Here is a 17568-nt window from a genome sequence, read left to right as displayed (position 1 = left end):
AGTCGCGATGATGATCGGCGGGGCGGGCATGCTGCTGGCCGCGAGCCCGGCCCAGGCCGCCGACATCTCGTTCAAGACGGAGTGCGTCCCCCCGGCCATATCCGGACTGCCGCCCGTGCAGGGGACCACGAAGGTGCAGCTGACCGCGCCCGCCGAGGCCAAGGTCGGCGACACCGTCGAGGTCGTGTGGAAGACGGTCCAGCCCGCCTCCAACAATCCCGACGTCATCGACCTCGACAAGGACACGGTCAAGCCGTCCGGGACCGTCAAGCTGGGCGGCGCCGCCACCGGGGACCTGAAGGTGGAGGGGCCCCGGCAGAATCCGGCCATCCCCAAGAACAGCCCGATGGTCATGTCGGACATGAAGGGGTCGCTGAAACTGGAGAAGGCGGGTGAGCTGACGCTGACCCCCGACGCCTACACCCTCAACGTCTCCAAGCCCATCTCCACGGACACCAAGTGCACGCCCAAGGAGACCGTGCAGCCCGGCGCGACGATCAAGGTCACCGAGGGCGGCGGGGGCACCACCGGAGGCACCACGGCGGGCGGCACGACCGCCGGCGGCACCACGGACGGCGGGACCACCGCGGGCGGCACCACCTCCGGGGGCACGACCTCCGGCGGCACGACCTCCGGCGGCACCACGAGCGGCGGCACGACGGCGGGCGGCACCACCTCCGGCGGGACGACCGGCGGGTCCGGCGGGGCCACCGACTTCCCGGGCAAGGAGGTCTCCGTCCACTTCGCCTGCGAGTCGCCCGGACCGGCCGACATCGCCTCCAAGGTGACGATCAACGCCAAGAAGAGCGGCGGCAGCTACGCGCTCACGGTCAAGACCGCCAAGGGCGTCATGGACAGCCCGGCCGATCTGCCGGCGGGCGCGCTGAAGCCGTCGATGAAGATCGTCGTCGGCGGGGCCGACAAGGGCTTCGTCAACGCCGCGGGTCCGGGCAATCCGGAGCCGCTGACCAAGGGCAAGCCGGTCAACCTGCCCGACATGACCGGTACGTACAAGCCGGGCGCCTCCGGGAAGTCGACGCTCACGCCCGGCACCCTGCAGATCGACGTCACGCTGGGCAGCGCGAAGATCCCGATCGCCTGCAAGGTCACGGGCGCGGTCCAGGCCTCGCTCGAACTCGACACCACCGCCCAGGAAGGCGGCGCGGCGGGCGGCGGCGACGCGGCCTCCGGCGGTGCGGCGGGCGGCGGCACGGCCTCCGGCGGCGGTCTGGCCGCCACCGGCGCCGAGGACAACGGGGCCCTGCGCGCGCTCGGCCTGGTCGCCGGCACGGCGATCCTGCTGGGCGGTGCGGTGTTCACCTTCACCCCGTGGCGCCGGCTGCGCTCGGGCCGGTGACCCGGACCGCGTAACCCGTACGGCGAAGGGCCGCCGCACCGTGGAAACGGTGCGGCGGCCCCTTCGTGCGCGGAGGAACGGGCTTCTCAGCCCACGTCGCCCATGCGCCGGGCGATGCTCCTGCGCGACATCCAGATGCCGACACCGGCGATCACGGCGAGGATCACCTCGAAGGCGACCGCCCCCGTCGTGTCCAGGTCGACACCGACCGGCGGAGCGGTGAGCAGCCCGGTCAGCGAGTCGCCCGCGGTGACCGCGAGGAACCAGACGCCCATCATCTGGGAGCCGTACTTCGCCGGGGCCATCTTCGTGGTGACCGACAGACCGACGGGGGAGAGGCACAGCTCGGCGACCGTCTGGACGAAGTAGATCGCCACCAGCCACATCGGGCTGACCTTGCCGCCGTTGGCCGCCGTGTCGATCAGCGGGATCAGGAACACCGCGAAGGAGACGCCGATCAGCACCAGGCTGGAGGCGAACTTGACCGCGGTGCTCGGCTCCTTGCCGCGCTTGTTCAGCCACAGCCACCCCGAGGCGAGCACGGGGGCCATCGCCATCACGAAGATCGGGTTCAGCGACTGGTACCAGGAGGTCGGGAAGTCGAACCCGAACAGGGTGTTCGTCGTCGAGTTCTCACCGAAGATCGACAGGGTCGAACCGTTCTGGTCGTAGATCATCCAGAAGACGGCGGCGACGACGAAGAACCAGATGTAGCCCGAGAGCTTGGACTGCTCGGTGGCCGTCAGCTCCTTGTCCCGCTTCATCCGGGCCAGGACGGTGATCGGGATGACCAGTCCGGCGATGCTCAGCGGCACGGTGGCCCAGTCGGAGAAGTTCCCGGTGATGCCGAGCAGGCCGTACAGGACGACCGCGACGATCAGCCAGATCATGCCCTTGCGCAGGGCCGAGCGCTTCTGCTCCTCCGTCGCCGGGGTGGTGACGACGCTGCTCTGCGGGCTCAGGTGGCGGGTGCCCAGCATGAACTGGGCGAGGCCCAGCGCCATGCCGATCGCGGCCAGTGCGAACCCGAAGTGCCAGTTGACCTTCTCGCCGACCGTGCCGATGGAGAGCGGGGCGAGGAACGCGCCGATGTTGATGCCGATGTAGAAGAGCGTGAACCCGCCGTCGCGGCGCGGGTCCTCCGGCCCCTTGTAGAGGTGGCCGACCATCGTGGAGATGTTGGCCTTCAGCAGTCCGGAGCCGAGTGCGACCAGGGCCAGGCCCGCGAAGAAGCTCCCCGAGTTCGGCACCGCGAGGGTGATGTGGCCGAGGATGACGACGGCGCCGCCGATGGCGACCGTCCTGCGCGGCCCCCAGAAGCGGTCGGCCACCCAGCCGCCCGGCATGGTCAGCAGATAGACCATCGACATGTACGCGGAGTAGATGGCCGTCGCGGTGGTGGCGTTCATGTGCAGGCCGCCGGGCGCGATCAGATAGAGCGGGAGCAGCGCCTTCATCCCGTAGAAGCTGTACCGCTCCCACATCTCGGTCATGAAGAGCGTGGCCAGGCCGCGGGGGTGGCCGAAGAAGGTCTTCTCGCCGCCCGCGGTGCTCGCCGGGTCCTTCGTCAGGCTGGACGCCATGATCGATCCTTGTGTGCTCGGGACGCGTCGCTCATGAGCGGTACGCGCCCGGTGGGGGGAGGCCGGCACCGGCGCGGGTACGCCCACCGCGCCGGGATCCACGCCCGGACACACCCTCGTCGGTGTCCCGGGCCCGGCCCACAGGTCATTCACTGGTTGTTTCCGGGCCGGCGGGTACCGGCCCCCGCACGCACAAGGACCCCGGGCGTCAACAGCTGCCCAAGGGTCCTTGAGTCGTGCAACAGGCGTCCGAACACCATACGGCACGACAGAAGCCGAAATAACAGGACTTGAGAGATGGATCACAGGTCAGAGGGTGTCCACACTCCCCTGTTCGAAGGTCTGAGCGCCAGTCGAGCACGGACCCGCAGGCCTTTCCGATCACCTCACGCCTTCTCGCGTCCGCGGACTACCATCAGTCCATGACCCGTGTACTGCTCGCCGAGGACGACGCATCCATCTCGGAACCGCTGGCCCGCGCCCTGCGGCGGGAGGGATACGAGGTCGAGGTCCGCGAAGACGGCCCGACCGCGCTCGACGCCGGACTCCAGGGCGGCATCGATCTGGTCGTGCTCGACCTGGGGCTGCCGGGGATGGACGGACTGGAGGTCGCCCGCAGGCTCCGCGCCGAGGGCCACACCGTCCCGGTGCTGGTGCTGACCGCCCGCGCCGACGAGGTGGACACGGTCGTCGGCCTCGACGCCGGGGCGGACGACTACGTCACCAAGCCCTTCCGGCTGGCCGAGCTGCTCGCCCGGGTCCGGGCCCTGCTGCGCCGCGGCTCCGCCGAGCCCGCCCCGCAGCCCGCCACCCACGGCGTCCGGATCGACGTCGAGTCCCACCGCGCCTGGATGGGCGAGGAGGAACTGCAGCTCACCGCCAAGGAATTCGACCTGCTGCGGGTCCTCGTCCGGGACGCCGGCCGGGTCGTCACCCGTGACCAGCTGATGCGCGAGGTCTGGGACACCACCTGGTGGTCGTCGACCAAGACCCTCGACATGCACATCTCCTGGCTCCGCAAGAAGCTCGGCGACGACGCCGCCAACCCCCGCTACATCGCCACGGTCCGCGGCGTCGGCTTCCGCTTCGAGAAGAGCTGACGCACACCGGTCCCGCACGAGCTGACGTACAGAGGCCGCCATGCGCCGACGCCTGATCAACTCCACCCTCGCCGTGGTCCTCGTGGTGATCGCCGTCTTCGGCGTCTCCCTCGTCATCGTCGAGACCCGCACCATCAGCACCAGCGCCCAGGAGAGCGTGGACTCCGAGGCGCTGCGGCTGATCAGCGTGATCGAGAGCCGGCTGCTGGGCGCCGAGCGCATCAACCCCGGGGTGCTCGCCGAGCAGATCGACGACACCCGCTACGCCCTGGTCAAGATGCCCGGCCGCGCCCCGATCGAGGTCGGCGACCGCCCCACCGGCAGTGTGATCAGCGCCACCGAGGAGGGCGAGCACGGCGAACGGGTCACGGTCGAGGAGTCCCGCTCCGCCGTCACCCGCGAGGTCGGCCGCACCCTGCTGATCATCGGCGCGGTGGCGCTGCTGGCCATCGTCTCCGCCGTGCTCCTGGCCGTACGCCAGGCCAACAAGCTGGCCTCCCCGCTCACCGACCTCGCCGAGACGGCGGAACGGCTGGGCTCGGGCGACCCCCGCCCGCGCCACAAGCGCTACGGGGTGCCGGAGCTGGACCGGGTCGCGGACGTCCTGGACGCCTCCGCCGAACGGATCGCGCGGATGCTCACCGCCGAGCGCCGGCTCGCCGCCGACGCCTCCCACCAGCTCCGCACCCCCCTCACCGCGCTCTCCATGCGGATCGAGGAGATCTCCGTCACGGACGACCCGGACACCGTCAAGGAGGAGGCGAACATCGCCCTCACCCAGGTCGAGCGGCTCACCGACGTCGTCCAGCGGCTCCTCACCAACGCCCGGGACCCGCGCACCGGCTCCGCCGTCGTCTTCGACCTGGACGAGATCGTCAAGCAGCAGATCGAGGAGTGGCGCCCGGCCTACCGCAGCGAGGGCCGGGCCATCGTCTGCTCCGGCAAGCACGGACTGAGCGCCGTCGGCACCCCCGGCGCGGTCGCCCAGGTGCTGGCCGCGCTGATCGAGAACTCGCTCATGCACGGCGGGGGCACGGTCGCGCTGCGCACCCGGGTCACCGGGAACCAGGCGGTCATCGAGGTGACGGACGAGGGACCGGGCGTCCCGGCGGACCTCGGCGCGCGGATCTTCGAGCGGACCATCAGCGGCCGCAACTCCACAGGCATCGGCCTCGCCGTGGCCCGCGACCTCGCGGAGGCGGACGGCGGACGGCTGGAACTGCTCCAGCAGCAGCCGCCCGTCTTCGCGCTCTTCCTCAGCCAGGTGGCCCTGCCCCGGAAGGAACCGGAACGTCCGGTCAGATGACGGACACGCCCTAGCGCCGGGCGGTGTCCGCCTCGACGCGGACGACCGCGGCCGGTGCGGGAGCGGGGACCTGCACGGGCCGGGCGGCGCGCGCGGGCTCCTCGGCGGGGGGGCTCAGAGCGGACTCTTTGGCGGGCAGCGCCCGGAAGACCCAGGTCCGGTACGACCAGAAGCGGAACAGCGTCGCGATGCCGATGCCGAGGACCTTGAAGACATTGCTCTGGACCGGGGTGTCCCAGCCGAACCAGTACGTCGCCGCGTACAGCACACCGGTCTCGATGACCGCGCCCACCGCGCTGAACAGCAGGAACAGCGTCAGCTCACGGGTGCGGCCGGACTTGTCGCGGTCCCGGTACGTCCAGTAGCGGAAGCCGACGTAGTTGAAGAGGATCGCGACGAACGTCGCCAGCAGACCCGCGCGCACCGTCGGGATGTCCGTGTAGCGCCACAGCAGGTTGGACACGGCGATGTTCACCACCAGGCCGACCGCGCCGACCACGCCGAACTTGGCGATCTCCCGGGCCAGCAGCTCCAGCCGCGCCCGCAGTGCGCCCCGTTCGCTCATGGTCTCGTTCAGCCCGTCTGTCGGTTCCGCTCGGTGTTCCGTCAACCCAGCCATGCTAACCAGGGGATCCGCCCGCCGCCCGTGAGTACCGGTACAGGTGTGGCGAGGCTGTGACAGCCGCCACCCGGACTCCCCTCCTCCGCATCCCGAGGGCGTCGTCGGGCGCCGCCGGAGCGTGCGGATACCCTGGACGGGTGACGTTCCCGGTAGTCGGCATGGTCGGTGGCGGACAGCTCGCCCGTATGACCCACGAGGCGGGCATCCCCCTCGGCATCAAGTTCAAGCTCCTCAGTGACACCGCTCAGGACTCGGCGGCCCAGGTGGTGGGCGAAGTCGTCGTCGGCGACTATCGCGACCTGGACACGCTGCGCGCCTTCGCGCGCGGCTGCGACGTGATCACCTTCGATCACGAGCATGTGCCCACCGAGCATCTGCGGGCCCTGGAGGCGGACGGCATCCCCGTGCGCCCCGGACCCGACGCGCTGGTGCACGCCCAGGACAAGGGGGTGATGCGCGCGAAGCTCACCGAGATCGGCGCGCCCTGCCCCCGCCACCGCATCGTGGCGGACCCGGCCGACGCCGCGGCCTTCGCCGAGGAGACCGGGGGCTTCCCCGTCATCCTCAAGACCGTGCGCGGCGGCTACGACGGCAAGGGCGTCTGGGTGGTCCGCTCCGAGGCGGACGCGGCCGAGCCCTTCCGGGCCGGCGTCCCGGTCCTCGCCGAGGAGAAGGTCGACTTCGTACGGGAGCTGGCGGCCAACATCGTCCGCTCGCCGCACGGCCAGGCCGTGGCCTACCCGGTCGTCGAGTCCCTCCAGGTCGACGGCGTCTGCGACACGGTCGTCGCCCCGGCCCCCGAGCTGGACGAGACCCTGGCGGGCGAGGCCCAGCAGCTCGCGCTGCGCATCGCGGCCGAGCTGGGCGTCGTCGGCCACCTCGCCGTCGAACTCTTCGAGACCCGCGGACCCGACGGGAAGCCCGGCATTCTGGTCAACGAACTGGCCATGCGCCCGCACAACTCCGGGCACTGGACCCAGGACGGCGCGATCACCTCGCAGTTCGCCAACCACGTCCGGGCCGTCCTCGACCTCCCGCTCGGCGACCCGCGCCCGCGCGCCCCCTGGACGGTCATGTGCAACGTCCTGGGCGGCGACTACCCGGACATGTACCAGGGCTATCTGCACTGCATGGCCCGGGACCCGCAGCTCAAGATCCACATGTACGGCAAGGACGTGAAGCCCGGCCGCAAGGTCGGCCACGTCAACACCTACGGCGACGATCTGGCGGACGTGCGCGAGCGCGCCCGGCACGCGGCCGACTATCTGCGAGGAACGATCACTGAATGACTTCCCCCGCCTCCGCCTCCGCCGCCCCGGCCGTCGGCATCGTCATGGGCTCGGACTCCGACTGGCCCGTCATGGAAGCGGCGGCCAAGGCCCTCGACGAGTTCGAGATCCCGTACGAGGTCGACGTCGTCTCCGCCCACCGCATGCCGCGCGAGATGATCGCGTACGGCGAGGAGGCGGCCGGCCGCGGGCTCAGGGCGATCATCGCGGGTGCCGGCGGCGCCGCGCACCTGCCCGGCATGCTCGCCTCGGTCACCCCGCTTCCGGTCATCGGCGTCCCCGTACCGCTGAAGTACCTGGACGGCATGGACAGCCTGATGTCCATCGTCCAGATGCCCGCCGGCATCCCCGTCGCCACCGTCTCCATCGCGGGCGCGCGCAACGCCGGACTGCTGGCCGTCCGGATGCTCGCCGCGCACGACGAGGAGCTGCGGGCGAGGATGACGGAGTTCCTCTCGGACCTGAACGGCCAGGCCACCGAGAAGGGCAAGCGGCTGCGCGCCAAGGTCACGGGCGCGGACTCCTTCGGCTTCGGCAAGTAGGCAGACCCGGCGGACGCCCGGCGGACAGAGAGAAGGACGGCGATGGACCGGCTGGCAGAGGCGCGCGCACTCCTCGCGGAGTACCCCGTCGTGGACGGTCACAACGATCTCCCGTGGGCGCTGCGCGAACAGGTCGGCTACGACCTGGACGCCCGCGACATCGCCACCGACCAGTCGGCCCGTCTGCACACCGACCTCCCCCGGCTGCGCGCCGGGGGCGTCGGTGCCCAGTTCTGGTCCGTGTACGTGCGCTCCGACCTGGCCGGCGACGACGCCGTGGCCGCCACGCTGGAGCAGATCGACGTCGTCGCCGAACTGCTCGACCGCTATCCGGCCGACCTGCGGCGCGCCCTGACGGCCGACGACATGGAGGCGGCCCGCGCCGAGGGCCGGATCGCCTCCCTGATGGGGGCCGAGGGCGGGCACTCCATCCACAACTCGCTCGGCACCCTGCGGGCCCTGCACACCCTGGGCGTCCGCTACATGACGCTCACCCACAACGACAACATCGCCTGGGCGGACTCCGCGACGGACGAGCCGGGCGTCGGCGGCCTCTCCCCGTTCGGCCACGAGGTCGTCCGCGAGATGAACCGCACCGGCATGCTGGTCGACCTCTCGCACGTCGCGGCGACCACGATGCGCGACGCGCTGGCCACCACCGTCGCACCGGTGATGTTCTCGCACTCGTCCTCGCGGGCCGTCTGCGACCACCCGCGCAACATCCCCGACGACGTCCTCGCCCTGCTGCCGGCCAACGGCGGCATCGCCATGGCCACCTTCGTGCCGAAGTTCGTCCTGCCGGAGGCCGTCGCCTGGACGAAGGCCGCCGACGAGAACCTGCGCGCCCACGGGCTGCACCACCTGGACACCACCGAGCGGGCGATGAAGCTGCACGCCGCGTTCGAGGCGGCGAACCCGCGCCCGGTCGCGACCGTGGCCACCATCGCCGACCACCTCGACCACATGCGCGAGGTCGCGGGCGTCGACCACATCGGCATCGGCGGCGACTACGACGGCACCGCGTTCCTCCCGCGGGGCCTGGAGAGCGTCGCCGGCTACCCGAACCTGATCGCCGAACTCCTCGGCCGCGGCTGGTCCGCCGCCGACCTGTCCAAGCTGACCTGGCGCAACGCCGTACGGGTGCTGCGCGCCGCCGAGGACGTGGCCCGCGAGCAGCAGGCGCTGCGCGGCCCCTCGCACGCCACGATCGAGCAGCTGGACGCCCCGGCGGCCTGAGCCACCGGGGCGTTTCCTCCGGCGCGCCCGCTCAGCAGGCGCAGAGACAGAACGGGTGCCCCGCCGGGTCGGCGTACACCCGGAAGGTGCGCTCCCGGTCGTCCGCCTCCAGCACCGTCGCGCCCAGCGCCAGCACCTCGCGCTCGGCCGCGTCCAGGTCTTCCACCGTCAGGTCCAGGTGGAACTGCTGCGAGGCGTCGGGGCTGGGCCACTTCGGCGGGACGAACCCGGGCGCGGCCTGGAAGGCGAGCTGCGCCCCGGCGCCGCCGGTGAGCTCCACCCAGCCCTCCTGCTGCTCGACCTCGCCGCCGATCAGCGCGGCGTAGAAGGTCGCGAGGGCGACGGGGTCGGGGCAGTCCAGGACGACGGATCCCACTGAGGCCAGAGCCATGGTGTTTCCTCCTCGGCACAACGACGGACAGGTGGTTACCGCTTGAGTCGCTCAACCGGTAACCGTTACTGCATGCTGCCGTACGAGAGGTAACGTCGCAACCATGAATGAGAGGGACTCCGCGCCGGGTGGGCTCGCGCTGGTCGAAGCGCTGGTCAACACCCTGAACGTCGAGACCGGCGCGGACGCCCTGGACACGGCGGAGGGGCGGGCCGCCTTCGCCCTCGCGGAGCCGGAGGTGCCGGCGGCGCGCGCCCTGCGCGAGGCCCTGCGCGCGGCCTGTCTGGCCCACGCGGGCCACTGCTCCGACGACAGCCCGCTGTGCGTGCTGGACCGGCTGCTCGCCGAGGCGCCGCTGAGGGTCGCCGTGGACGGGGCGGGCGGGGTCGCGCTGCGGCCGGTGGAGGAGCCCCCGGGGCTCACGGCCCGGGTCGCGGCCGCCGTCGCCGCCGCCGCGGCCGACGGCACCTGGGCCCGGCTCAAGGCCTGCGAGGCGGCGGACTGCCGGTGGGCCTACTACGACCGCAGCCCGGCCGGGCGCCGCCGCTGGTGCTCGATGTCGGTGTGCGGGGCGCGCGCCAAGATGCGGACCTACCGCGCACGGCGCGGCTGAGGGGCGGCCCGGGTCAGGCCTTCGGGCGGCCCATCGCGCGGAACGTCCAGCCGGCCGCGCGCCAGACCTCCGGGTCCAGGGCGTTGCGGCCGTCCAGGAGGACGCGCCGTCCGGCCGCGGCGCCCAGGGCCTCCGGGTCGAGGGTGCGGAACTCGCTCCACTCCGTCAGGTGCAGCACGACGTCCGCGCCGCGCACCGCGTCCAGGGCGGTCTCCGCGTAGCCGAGGGTGGGGAAGAGGCGGCGGGCGTTGTCCATGCCCTTGGGGTCGAAGACGGTGACCTGGCCGCCCTGGAGGTGGATCTGGCCGGCGACGTTCAGCGCGGGGGAGTCGCGCACATCGTCCGAGTCCGGCTTGAAGGTGGCGCCGAGCACCGCGACGCGGCAGCCGAGGAAGCTCCCGCCGACGGCCTCGCGGGCCAGCTCCACCATGTGGCCGCGGCGGCGCATGTTGATGGAGTCGACCTCGCGCAGGAAGGTGAGGGCCTGGTCGGCGCCCAGCTCACCGGCGCGGGCCATGAAGGCGCGGATGTCCTTGGGGAGGCAGCCGCCGCCGAAGCCGATGCCGGCCCGGAGGAACTTGTTCCCGATGCGCTCGTCGTGGCCGATGGCCTCGGCCAGCTTCACCACGTCGCCGTCGGCGGCCTCGCAGACCTCCGCCATGGCGTTGATGAAGGAGATCTTGGTGGCGAGGAAGGAGTTGGCGGACGTCTTCACCAGTTCGGCGGTGGGGAAGTCCGTGACCACGAAGGGGGAGCCCTCCGCGATCGGTCCCGCGTAGACCTCGCGCAGCAGCTTCTCGGCGTGCTCGCTCTCCACGCCGACGACGATCCGGTCCGGGTGCAGGGTGTCCCGGACGGCGAAGCCCTCGCGCAGGAACTCCGGATTCCAGGCCAGCTCGGCCGCCTCGCCCGCCGGGGCCAGCTCCGCCAGCCGCGCCGCGAGCCGGGCGGCCGAGCCCACCGGCACGGTGGACTTGCCGACGACCAGGGCCGGCCGCGTGAGCAGGGGGGCCAGGGAGTCGAAGGCGCTGTCGACGTAGCTCATGTCGCAGGCGTACTCGCCCTGCTTCTGCGGGGTGTTCGTGCAGACGAAGTGCACATCGCCGAATTCGGCGACCTCGGCCCACGAGGTGGTGAACCGCAGCCGTCCGGTGGAGCCCTCGATGCCGGCGACGTGCCGCTGGAGGATCTCCTCCAGACCGGGCTCGTACATCGGCACCCGGCCCGCCGACAGCAGCTCGATCTTCTCGGGCACGATGTCGAGTCCCAGGACGTCGAAGCCCAGCTCGGCCATGGCCGCGGCGTGGGTGGCGCCGAGGTAGCCGGTGCCGATCACAGTGATCCTGAGGGCCATGAACGTGCTCCTGTGAGATGCGGGCAGACGTGCGGTGCACGAGCATAGTCCTGGCCCCTGGGCCGGCCCGTTCCGGCTGTCGTGAAGCTCACGGCCCGCGTCCGTATGCCGGGGCCGGGGCGGGCGCCTAAAATTGGGTTACTTAACGGTAGTTAGCAGCTTGGGGAGTGAGCGTCTTGGCGGGTTCGACCGATTTCGACCTGTACCGTCCGGCCGAGGAGCACGACATGCTCCGTGAGACGGTGCGTGCGCTCGTCGAGGCGAAGATCGCCCCGTTCGCGGCCGCGGTCGACGAGGAGGCCCGCTTCCCGCAGGAGGCGCTGGACGCCCTCACCGCCGCCGACCTGCACGCGGTCCACGTACCGGAGGAGTACGGCGGGGCCGGCGCCGACGCGCTCGCCACCGTCATCGTGATCGAGGAGGTGGCCCGCGCCTGCGTCTCCTCCTCCCTGATCCCGGCCGTCAACAAGCTCGGTTCGCTCCCGGTGATCCTCTCCGGCTCCGAGGACCTGAAGAAGAAGTACCTGGGCCCGCTGGCCAAGGGCCAGGGCATGTTCTCGTACTGCCTCTCCGAGCCCGACGCCGGTTCCGACGCGGCGGGCATGAAGACCCGCGCGGTCCGCGACGGCGACTTCTGGGTGCTCAACGGCGTGAAGCGCTGGATCACCAACGCGGGCGTCTCCGAGTACTACACGGTCATGGCCGTCACCGACCCGACCAAGCGCTCCAAGGGCATCTCGGCCTTCGTCGTCGAGAAGTCGGACGAGGGCGTCTCCTTCGGCGCCCCGGAGAAGAAGCTCGGCATCAAGGGCTCCCCGACCCGCGAGGTCTACTTCGACAACGTCCGCATCCCCGCCGACCGCATGATCGGCGAGGAGGGCACCGGCTTCGCCACTGCGATGAAGACCCTGGACCACACCCGCATCACCATCGCGGCCCAGGCGCTCGGCGTCGCCCAGGGCGCCCTGGACTACGCCAAGGGCTACGTCCAGGAGCGCAAGCAGTTCGGCAAGCCGATCGGCGACTTCCAGGGCGTGCAGTTCATGCTCGCCGACATGGCGATGAAGCTGGAGGCGGCCCGCCAGCTGACCTACTCCGCCGCCGCCAAGTCCGAGCGCGTCGACGGCGACCTCACCTTCTTCGGCGCCGCGGCCAAGTGCTTCGCCTCCGACGTCGCCATGGAGATCACCACCGACGCCGTCCAGCTCCTCGGCGGCTACGGCTACACGCGGGACTACCCCGTGGAGCGGATGATGCGCGACGCCAAGATCACCCAGATCTACGAGGGCACCAACCAGGTCCAGCGGATCGTCATGGCCCGCAACCTGCCGTAGGGCGTGTCCGGAAAGTCCCGCCTGCTCGGCGACGCCTGGCACGCACGCTCGCGGCGTTGTCGGGATCACCCCGATACATCCAGTATCGGGGCGACCCTCCGCCTTGCGATCGCACGCACCAGACGCCGCCGAGCCCGCCCTGCGGGCGGACGGCGCTACTTTCCGGACACGCCCTAGCACCGGCCCACCGGCCCCCGAAGCCCCGCCCCGGAACGCCCCGGCGGCGGGGCTTCGCGCGTCCGCTACGGCCCTTCGTTCCGGCGCACCATCTCGTCGATCCAGGCCGGGGCGTAGGGAGAGGTGCAGCCCCGCGGCGTCGGGTAGTCCTTGAGGACCTCCAGCCGCTCCCCGATGGCGCGGGCCCGCGCCCGGTACGCGGGGTCGGAGATGCCGATCTGGGCCAGGCAGTGGTTCATCGCCCACTGCAACCGGTCCGGGGCGTCCTTCAGCTCCGCCTCGATCACGTCGAGCAGCGCGCCCGGGTCCAGTCCGTCCGGCCGCTTCGCCACCCGCTCGGTCGTCAGCGCCCAGCCCGCGGCGGCGACCACCGGATCGGGGTCGGCGGACCAGGCGAGGCGCAGCTCCTCCGCGTGCGGGCTCTTCTTCACCACGTAGTTCACGAGCCAGTCCAGCACCTTGGGCGCCCGTGCCTCGCGGACCATGGCGTCCAGCCGGTCCCGCCCGAAGGCCTTGGGGCGGCAGACCAGCAGGGCCAGCAGCCGGGCGGCGGTGTCGCCCGTGTCCCACAGCTCCTCCGCGAGCTCCTGCCGGGTCCCGAGCCGTTTGGCCAGGGCGCGCAGCTTCCCGAGGTTCACCCCGTGGTCGTCGCCGTGCCGCTCGTTGACCGCCCGCGCCCTGGGGTCCTCCAGCGCGGCGAGTTCGGCCCTCACCTCGGCCACCGTCGTCGTCCCGCTCACCGGATCCTCCCGTTCCTGGCCCACGGAACGCAGCCTACGGGCGGGCACCGACACCCGCCGCCCGCCCGCACGGCCCGCTCGGGCATGATCACGGCATGGGACATCCGCATCTGCCGAGCACCGAGACCGCCGTCACCGCGGTCCGCGAGGTCGCGCGCGCGTACGGCCTGGAGATGACGGTCACCGACGACATCGGTGCCGACCGGACCTCCCGCCGCACCTCGGCGGGTGCCTTCACCGTCCTCGACACCGACGGCTCGCTGCCCCACGAGGCCTTCGTCGAGCTGGGCGGGGCGCCCGACGTCACCGTCCAGCTCTTCCCCGAGGACGACGCGCGGATCACCGTCGACGGCGTCGAGTTCCACGACGTGCCCCGCGACTCCGTGCCCGCCTTCCTGCGCTCCGTGTACGGCGGCACCGCCTTCGTGAAGGGGAAGCTCTTCCCGCCCGGCCAGTGGCTCGTCGTCCCCCTGCCCGGGGACGAGACGTACCGGGAACTCGTCCCGCGCACGATGCTCAGCCCCTGGCTGGCCCGCAACTTCCGCGGCTGAGGGCGCACCGCACCCCTTGGACGCGGTGCGCGGGGTGGCGTAGCTTCGCGGTCCATGACGACGGACATCCAAGGGCTGACCGCCCTGTTCGAGGCGCTGGGGGCCGACGACGCCGCGGGCTGGGCCGAGTCGGAGGCGGAGGAGGACCTTCCGCAGCTGGCCCGCTACCGGTTCCTCCGCATGGTGTGGCAGGACATCGACGCCTGGAGCACGGCGGCACCCGCCTGGGTCGAGGCCTACCGGAAGGACGGCCCGGCGAGCGGATGCGTCCGGCGGGCGCTGGGGCTCGGGCTCACGCCCGGCGAACTGGGCGAGCTGGCCCGCGAGATCGCCCGGGAGACCGTGTCCGGCGTGCTGTACGGACTGGACGGCCCCTCGGACGGCGACCTCCCGCCCGGAATCGAGGCGGAGCTGCCCCGCTGGCGGCTGGCCGAACTGTCACCCGGGGGCGGGCCGACGGGACGGGTGCTGGGCGCGTTGTACGAGGATCTGGACGAGACGGAGCCGCAGGGCCCGGCAGGAGGCGGCGCATGACGGCGTTCGACGTGAGTGAGCGGCGGATCTGGGAGGGCCGTGCCGAGAGCTACGCCCGCACCTTCGCCCGCCTCTGCGCCCGTACGGTCCCGGACCTGCTCGACGCCGCGGCCGTGGGCGCCGGGAGCCGGGTCCTCGACGTGGGATGCGGCAGCGGCACCGTGACCGTGGCGGCGCTGGCACGCGGCGCGGCCGTCCAGGCGGTGGACGCCGAGCCGGGCATGGCCGAGGCGACCCGGCGGGCCGCGCCCGGGGCCGAGGTGCGCACCGGCACGCTGCCCCTGCTCCCGTACCCCGACGACGGCTTCGACGCGGTCGTGGCGAACTTCGTCCTCAACCACGTCGGCCGGCCGCTGGAGGCCCTGGTGGAGCTGCGCCGGATCACCCGGCCCGGCGGCCGGATCGCCGTCACGATCTGGCAGGTGCCCGGCGCCCCCGGCCAGGCGCTGGCCGGCCGGGCCGCCGAGGCCGCCGGACTGACCCGGCCCGACTGGCTCGCCACGGTCGAGGAGGAGCACAACTTCCCGCGCACCCCGCAGGGCCTGGGCGCCCTGCTGGAGGAGGCCGGGGCCGCGGACGTACGGAGCGAGGCCGTCGCCTGGGACCACCGGGTGGCCCCGGACGACTGGTGGGACGGGCCCGCGTCCGGGGTCGCCGCGATCGGCCGGCTGGTCAACAGCCGGGGCCCGGCCGGGGTGGCGGCCGCGAAGCGCGCGTACGACGGGCTGTGCCGGGAGTTCCTCGGGGCGGACGGGATGCTGGCGCTGCCGCATGTGGCGGTGCTGGCCCACGGGAGGGCGTAGGGACACGGCGAAGGGCCCGGACGGCGTCCGGGCCCTTCGGCTGCGGTCAGTTGTCGGTGACGGTGACCTTGTCGTCGTTCTTCAGCTGCTCGACCAGCTGCTTGACCTTGGCCTTGTCCCAGACCAGGTTGCCGCCGGTGGAACCGGAGATCGGCATGTTCAGCGAGGTGCCGTCACCGCCCGTGACGTCCTTCAGGGCGAAGAACATCTGGCCCAGGGACCACAGCGACATGTCCTTGTCGACGATCAGCGTGTCCAGGCCGGCCCCCATCGTCGGGTACAGCTTGAACGGGTTGAGGATCGTCGACGGGGTCGCCGTCTGACTGGCCAGGGCCGCGAGGAACTTCTGCTGGTTCTTCGTACGGTCCAGGTCCGAGGTGAAGGCGTGCCGGGTCCGGACGAAGGCGAGGGCCTGCTGGCCGTCCAGGGTCTGCTTGCCGGCCTGGAAGTCGGCGCCCGACCACTTGTCCTTGAAGGCCTTGGGGATGTCCAGCTCCACCCCGCCGATCGCGTCCACGATCTTGGCGAAGCCGCCGAAGCCGATCTCGACGTAGTGGTCGATGCGCAGGCCGGTGTTGAACTCCACCGTGCGGACGAGCAGCTCCGGGCCGTCCTCGGCGTACGCCGCGTTCAGCTTGGTCGTCCGGCCCTTGCCCGGGTACCGCTTGCCGGACTCGGAGCCGACGAACGAGGGGATCTCGACGTTCGAGTCACGGGGCAGCGAGACCAGCGTCGGGCCGTTCGAGCCGTCGTGCAGGATCATCATCGAGTCGGTCCGCTTGCCCTCGGCCGAGCCCGTGTGCAGCCGCTTCTTGTCGTCGGCCGTCATGCCCGCGCGGCTGTCGGAGCCGACGATCAGGTAGTTCGTCCCGTCGCCGCCCTCGGGCCGCTCGATGACCTTGGAGAGGTCGACCTCGCGCTTCAGCTTGGAGTCGGCCCAGAAGTACGTGCCGATGGAGACCGCCAGCACCACGACCACCAGGGTCAGCGCGCCGATCTTGATCCGGCGGCGCCAGTCGGGCGCGGACGCCGGACGGCCCTGCGGATATCCGCCGCCCCCCGGTCCGTCGCCCTGGCCGCCGCCCCGGCCGCCGCCGTAGACCTGGCCGGAGCTGTAGCCGCTGTCGTACCCGCTGTCGTACTGCGGGCCCTCGTCGTAGCCGGCGGGCTGCTGGGGCACCGGCCGCTGCCTCGGCGGCGCGGGGCGCTGCCGGGGCGGGGCGGGGCGGCGCTGGACATGCGGCATCGAGCGGGCGCCCTCGGGCCGGTCGCTCATGCTCCCCTGCCCGTAGCGGTTGCCGCTGCGGTTGTCGTCGCTCCAGCCCTCGGGCCACTCGTTCATACGGACCAGTGTGCAGGCCGGGGCCGCCGCTCCTACAGGGGGTGAGGGAAATCGGACCGCGGCTGTTGCGAAGCTGATGCATTGCGACGGGCCTCCGGGCCGCGCATAAGGTGGAGGGCATGACAGATCAGGCCCCGCGCCCGGAGGGTGACATTCCGGGCAAGCCCACCGCAGCCTCGCGGACCACGCTCAGCCACATCATGACCGGCAGCGACACCAATCTGCTGGGTACGGTGCACGGTGGCGTGATCATGAAACTGGTCGACGACGCGGCGGGCGCGGTGGCCGGGCGGCACTCGGGCGGCCCCGCGGTGACGGCCTCGATGGACGAGATGGTCTTCCTGGAGCCGGTCCGCGTCGGCGACCTCGTGCACGTCCGCGCCCAGGTCAACTGGACCGGCCGCTCCTCCATGGAGGTCGGCGTCCGCGTCATGGCCGAGCGCTGGAACGAGTCCACCCCCGCCACCCAGGTCGGTACCGCCTATCTGGTGTTCGCGGCGGTCGACGCGGACGGCCGGCCGCGCCGCGTCCCGCCCGTCGTCCCGGAGACCGAGCGCGACAAGCGGCGCTACCAGGAGGCCCAGATCCGCCGCACCCACCGGCTGGCCCGGCGCCGCGCCATCAAGGAACTGCGCGAGAAGCGCGCCGCCGACGGCATCGAGGACGAGTAACCGGTCCCGCGGTCCCGCAGTCC

Annotated in this window: 18 protein-coding genes; 12 read left to right on the top strand and 6 right to left on the bottom strand. The window is 72.0% G+C overall.

The annotated features are described in order from the left end of the window. The first annotated feature begins 10 nt into the window (after positions 1 to 10). On the top strand, positions 11 to 1357 hold the full coding sequence (locus tag ACZ4FH_RS15280; RefSeq protein ID WP_467305371.1) for a hypothetical protein: 1347 nt from the start codon (positions 11 to 13) through the stop codon (positions 1355 to 1357). 86 nt (positions 1358 to 1443) lie between these two features. Here the strand turns inward: ACZ4FH_RS15280 and ACZ4FH_RS15275 are convergent, their stop codons facing one another. Beyond that, a complete protein-coding gene (locus tag ACZ4FH_RS15275; RefSeq protein ID WP_467304975.1) occupies positions 1444 to 2940 on the bottom strand; it encodes a peptide MFS transporter in 1497 nt (498 codons plus the stop codon). Positions 2941 to 3362: 422 nt separating this feature from the next. Here ACZ4FH_RS15275 and ACZ4FH_RS15270 point away from each other — a divergent pair, with 422 nt between their 5' ends. Then, the gene (locus ACZ4FH_RS15270; protein WP_383648944.1) at positions 3363 to 4040 is read left to right on the top strand and encodes a response regulator transcription factor; all 678 of its coding nucleotides are present in this window, start codon (positions 3363 to 3365) and stop codon (positions 4038 to 4040) included. 40 nt (positions 4041 to 4080) lie between these two features. Continuing rightward, a complete protein-coding gene (locus ACZ4FH_RS15265) occupies positions 4081 to 5346 on the top strand; it encodes an ATP-binding protein (RefSeq protein ID WP_383648940.1) in 1266 nt (421 codons plus the stop codon). A 10-nt stretch (positions 5347 to 5356) separates the two neighbouring features. On the opposite strand, the gene ACZ4FH_RS15260 is transcribed toward ACZ4FH_RS15265, so the two are convergent. Beyond that, positions 5357 to 5911 carry a GtrA family protein gene (locus ACZ4FH_RS15260; protein ID WP_467305370.1) on the bottom strand — a complete coding sequence of 185 codons (555 nt, stop codon included), beginning with the start codon at positions 5909 to 5911 and terminating at the stop codon, positions 5357 to 5359. Positions 5912 to 6105: 194 nt separating this feature from the next. Here ACZ4FH_RS15260 and ACZ4FH_RS15255 point away from each other — a divergent pair, with 194 nt between their 5' ends. From ACZ4FH_RS15255 to ACZ4FH_RS15245, 3 genes are read left to right on the top strand one after another with little or no spacing between them, the layout of a single operon-like run. Then, complete coding sequence (locus ACZ4FH_RS15255; RefSeq protein WP_467304974.1) at positions 6106 to 7257, top strand: 5-(carboxyamino)imidazole ribonucleotide synthase; 1152 nt, start codon at positions 6106 to 6108, stop codon at positions 7255 to 7257. Next, positions 7254 to 7799, top strand: coding sequence for a 5-(carboxyamino)imidazole ribonucleotide mutase (gene purE / locus ACZ4FH_RS15250; RefSeq protein ID WP_467304972.1), 546 nt, complete (start codon positions 7254 to 7256; stop codon positions 7797 to 7799). The genes ACZ4FH_RS15255 and purE overlap by 4 nt, the downstream gene beginning before the upstream one ends. Positions 7800 to 7841: 42 nt before the next feature. Further along, positions 7842 to 9035 (top strand): dipeptidase, encoded by a 1194-nt coding sequence (locus tag ACZ4FH_RS15245; protein ID WP_467304970.1) that lies wholly within the window; start codon positions 7842 to 7844, stop codon positions 9033 to 9035. A 31-nt stretch (positions 9036 to 9066) separates the two neighbouring features. Here ACZ4FH_RS15245 and ACZ4FH_RS15240 read toward each other — a convergent pair whose 3' ends face one another. Beyond that, positions 9067 to 9426 carry a VOC family protein gene (locus tag ACZ4FH_RS15240; protein ID WP_467304968.1) on the bottom strand — a complete coding sequence of 120 codons (360 nt, stop codon included), beginning with the start codon at positions 9424 to 9426 and terminating at the stop codon, positions 9067 to 9069. A gap of 103 nt (positions 9427 to 9529) precedes the next feature. On the opposite strand from ACZ4FH_RS15240, the gene ACZ4FH_RS15235 reads away from it, so the two are divergent. Continuing rightward, a complete protein-coding gene (locus ACZ4FH_RS15235; protein ID WP_467304967.1) occupies positions 9530 to 10039 on the top strand; it encodes a CGNR zinc finger domain-containing protein in 510 nt (169 codons plus the stop codon). Positions 10040 to 10052: 13 nt separating this feature from the next. On the opposite strand, the gene ACZ4FH_RS15230 is transcribed toward ACZ4FH_RS15235, so the two are convergent. Further along, positions 10053 to 11393: a UDP-glucose dehydrogenase family protein gene (locus tag ACZ4FH_RS15230; RefSeq protein WP_467304966.1), complete on the bottom strand. Its 1341-nt coding sequence runs from the start codon at positions 11391 to 11393 to the stop codon at positions 10053 to 10055. 176 nt (positions 11394 to 11569) lie between these two features. Here ACZ4FH_RS15230 and ACZ4FH_RS15225 point away from each other — a divergent pair, with 176 nt between their 5' ends. Next, positions 11570 to 12727, top strand: a complete 1158-nt coding sequence (locus ACZ4FH_RS15225) for an acyl-CoA dehydrogenase family protein (RefSeq protein ID WP_383648917.1) — start codon at positions 11570 to 11572, stop codon at positions 12725 to 12727. A 242-nt stretch (positions 12728 to 12969) separates the two neighbouring features. Here ACZ4FH_RS15225 and ACZ4FH_RS15220 read toward each other — a convergent pair whose 3' ends face one another. Next, entirely contained in the window at positions 12970 to 13668 is a 699-nt protein-coding gene (locus ACZ4FH_RS15220; protein ID WP_467304964.1) for a DNA alkylation repair protein, read from the bottom strand. 71 nt (positions 13669 to 13739) lie between these two features. Here ACZ4FH_RS15220 and ACZ4FH_RS15215 point away from each other — a divergent pair, with 71 nt between their 5' ends. The 3 genes from ACZ4FH_RS15215 to ACZ4FH_RS15205 are packed head-to-tail and all read left to right on the top strand — an operon-like array spanning position 13740 to position 15532. Beyond that, positions 13740 to 14195, top strand: coding sequence for a hypothetical protein (locus tag ACZ4FH_RS15215; protein ID WP_467304962.1), 456 nt, complete (start codon positions 13740 to 13742; stop codon positions 14193 to 14195). A gap of 54 nt (positions 14196 to 14249) precedes the next feature. Then, a complete protein-coding gene (locus tag ACZ4FH_RS15210) occupies positions 14250 to 14729 on the top strand; it encodes a hypothetical protein (protein WP_467304961.1) in 480 nt (159 codons plus the stop codon). Continuing rightward, complete coding sequence (locus ACZ4FH_RS15205; RefSeq protein ID WP_467304960.1) at positions 14726 to 15532, top strand: class I SAM-dependent methyltransferase; 807 nt, start codon at positions 14726 to 14728, stop codon at positions 15530 to 15532. The genes ACZ4FH_RS15210 and ACZ4FH_RS15205 overlap by 4 nt, the downstream gene beginning before the upstream one ends. 46 nt (positions 15533 to 15578) lie before the next feature. On the opposite strand, the gene ACZ4FH_RS15200 is transcribed toward ACZ4FH_RS15205, so the two are convergent. Next, positions 15579 to 16874: an LCP family protein gene (locus tag ACZ4FH_RS15200; protein WP_467304959.1), complete on the bottom strand. Its 1296-nt coding sequence runs from the start codon at positions 16872 to 16874 to the stop codon at positions 15579 to 15581. Positions 16875 to 16993: 119 nt separating this feature from the next. On the opposite strand from ACZ4FH_RS15200, the gene ACZ4FH_RS15195 reads away from it, so the two are divergent. Beyond that, positions 16994 to 17545 (top strand): acyl-CoA thioesterase, encoded by a 552-nt coding sequence (locus ACZ4FH_RS15195; protein WP_467304958.1) that lies wholly within the window; start codon positions 16994 to 16996, stop codon positions 17543 to 17545. Positions 17546 to 17568: the final 23 nt, after the last annotated feature.

It is taken from the genome of Streptomyces sp. NPDC024555 (assembly GCF_055559335.1).
This window is presented reverse-complemented; position numbering and strand designations above follow the sequence as displayed.

Bases quoted from the DNA above. Each gene is read 5' to 3' on its own strand.
- ACZ4FH_RS15215 (WP_467304962.1), top strand. From the start codon at position 13,740: ATGGGACATCCGCATCTGCCGAGCACCGAGACCGCCGTCACCGCGGTC.
- ACZ4FH_RS15210 (WP_467304961.1), top strand. From the start codon at position 14,250: ATGACGACGGACATCCAAGGGCTGACCGCCCTGTTCGAGGCGCTGGGG.
- ACZ4FH_RS15280 (WP_467305371.1), top strand. From the start codon at position 11: ATGATCGGCGGGGCGGGCATGCTGCTGGCCGCGAGCCCGGCCCAGGCC.
- ACZ4FH_RS15265 (WP_383648940.1), top strand. From the start codon at position 4,081: ATGCGCCGACGCCTGATCAACTCCACCCTCGCCGTGGTCCTCGTGGTG.
- ACZ4FH_RS15260 (WP_467305370.1), bottom strand. From the start codon at position 5,911: ATGAGCGAACGGGGCGCACTGCGGGCGCGGCTGGAGCTGCTGGCCCGG.
- ACZ4FH_RS15270 (WP_383648944.1), top strand. From the start codon at position 3,363: ATGACCCGTGTACTGCTCGCCGAGGACGACGCATCCATCTCGGAACCG.
- purE (WP_467304972.1), top strand. From the start codon at position 7,254: ATGACTTCCCCCGCCTCCGCCTCCGCCGCCCCGGCCGTCGGCATCGTC.
- ACZ4FH_RS15245 (WP_467304970.1), top strand. From the start codon at position 7,842: ATGGACCGGCTGGCAGAGGCGCGCGCACTCCTCGCGGAGTACCCCGTC.
- ACZ4FH_RS15205 (WP_467304960.1), top strand. From the start codon at position 14,726: ATGACGGCGTTCGACGTGAGTGAGCGGCGGATCTGGGAGGGCCGTGCC.
- ACZ4FH_RS15195 (WP_467304958.1), top strand. From the start codon at position 16,994: ATGACAGATCAGGCCCCGCGCCCGGAGGGTGACATTCCGGGCAAGCCC.
- ACZ4FH_RS15230 (WP_467304966.1), bottom strand. From the start codon at position 11,393: ATGGCCCTCAGGATCACTGTGATCGGCACCGGCTACCTCGGCGCCACC.
- ACZ4FH_RS15200 (WP_467304959.1), bottom strand. From the start codon at position 16,874: ATGAACGAGTGGCCCGAGGGCTGGAGCGACGACAACCGCAGCGGCAAC.
- ACZ4FH_RS15240 (WP_467304968.1), bottom strand. From the start codon at position 9,426: ATGGCTCTGGCCTCAGTGGGATCCGTCGTCCTGGACTGCCCCGACCCC.
- ACZ4FH_RS15235 (WP_467304967.1), top strand. From the start codon at position 9,530: ATGAATGAGAGGGACTCCGCGCCGGGTGGGCTCGCGCTGGTCGAAGCG.
- ACZ4FH_RS15275 (WP_467304975.1), bottom strand. From the start codon at position 2,940: ATGGCGTCCAGCCTGACGAAGGACCCGGCGAGCACCGCGGGCGGCGAG.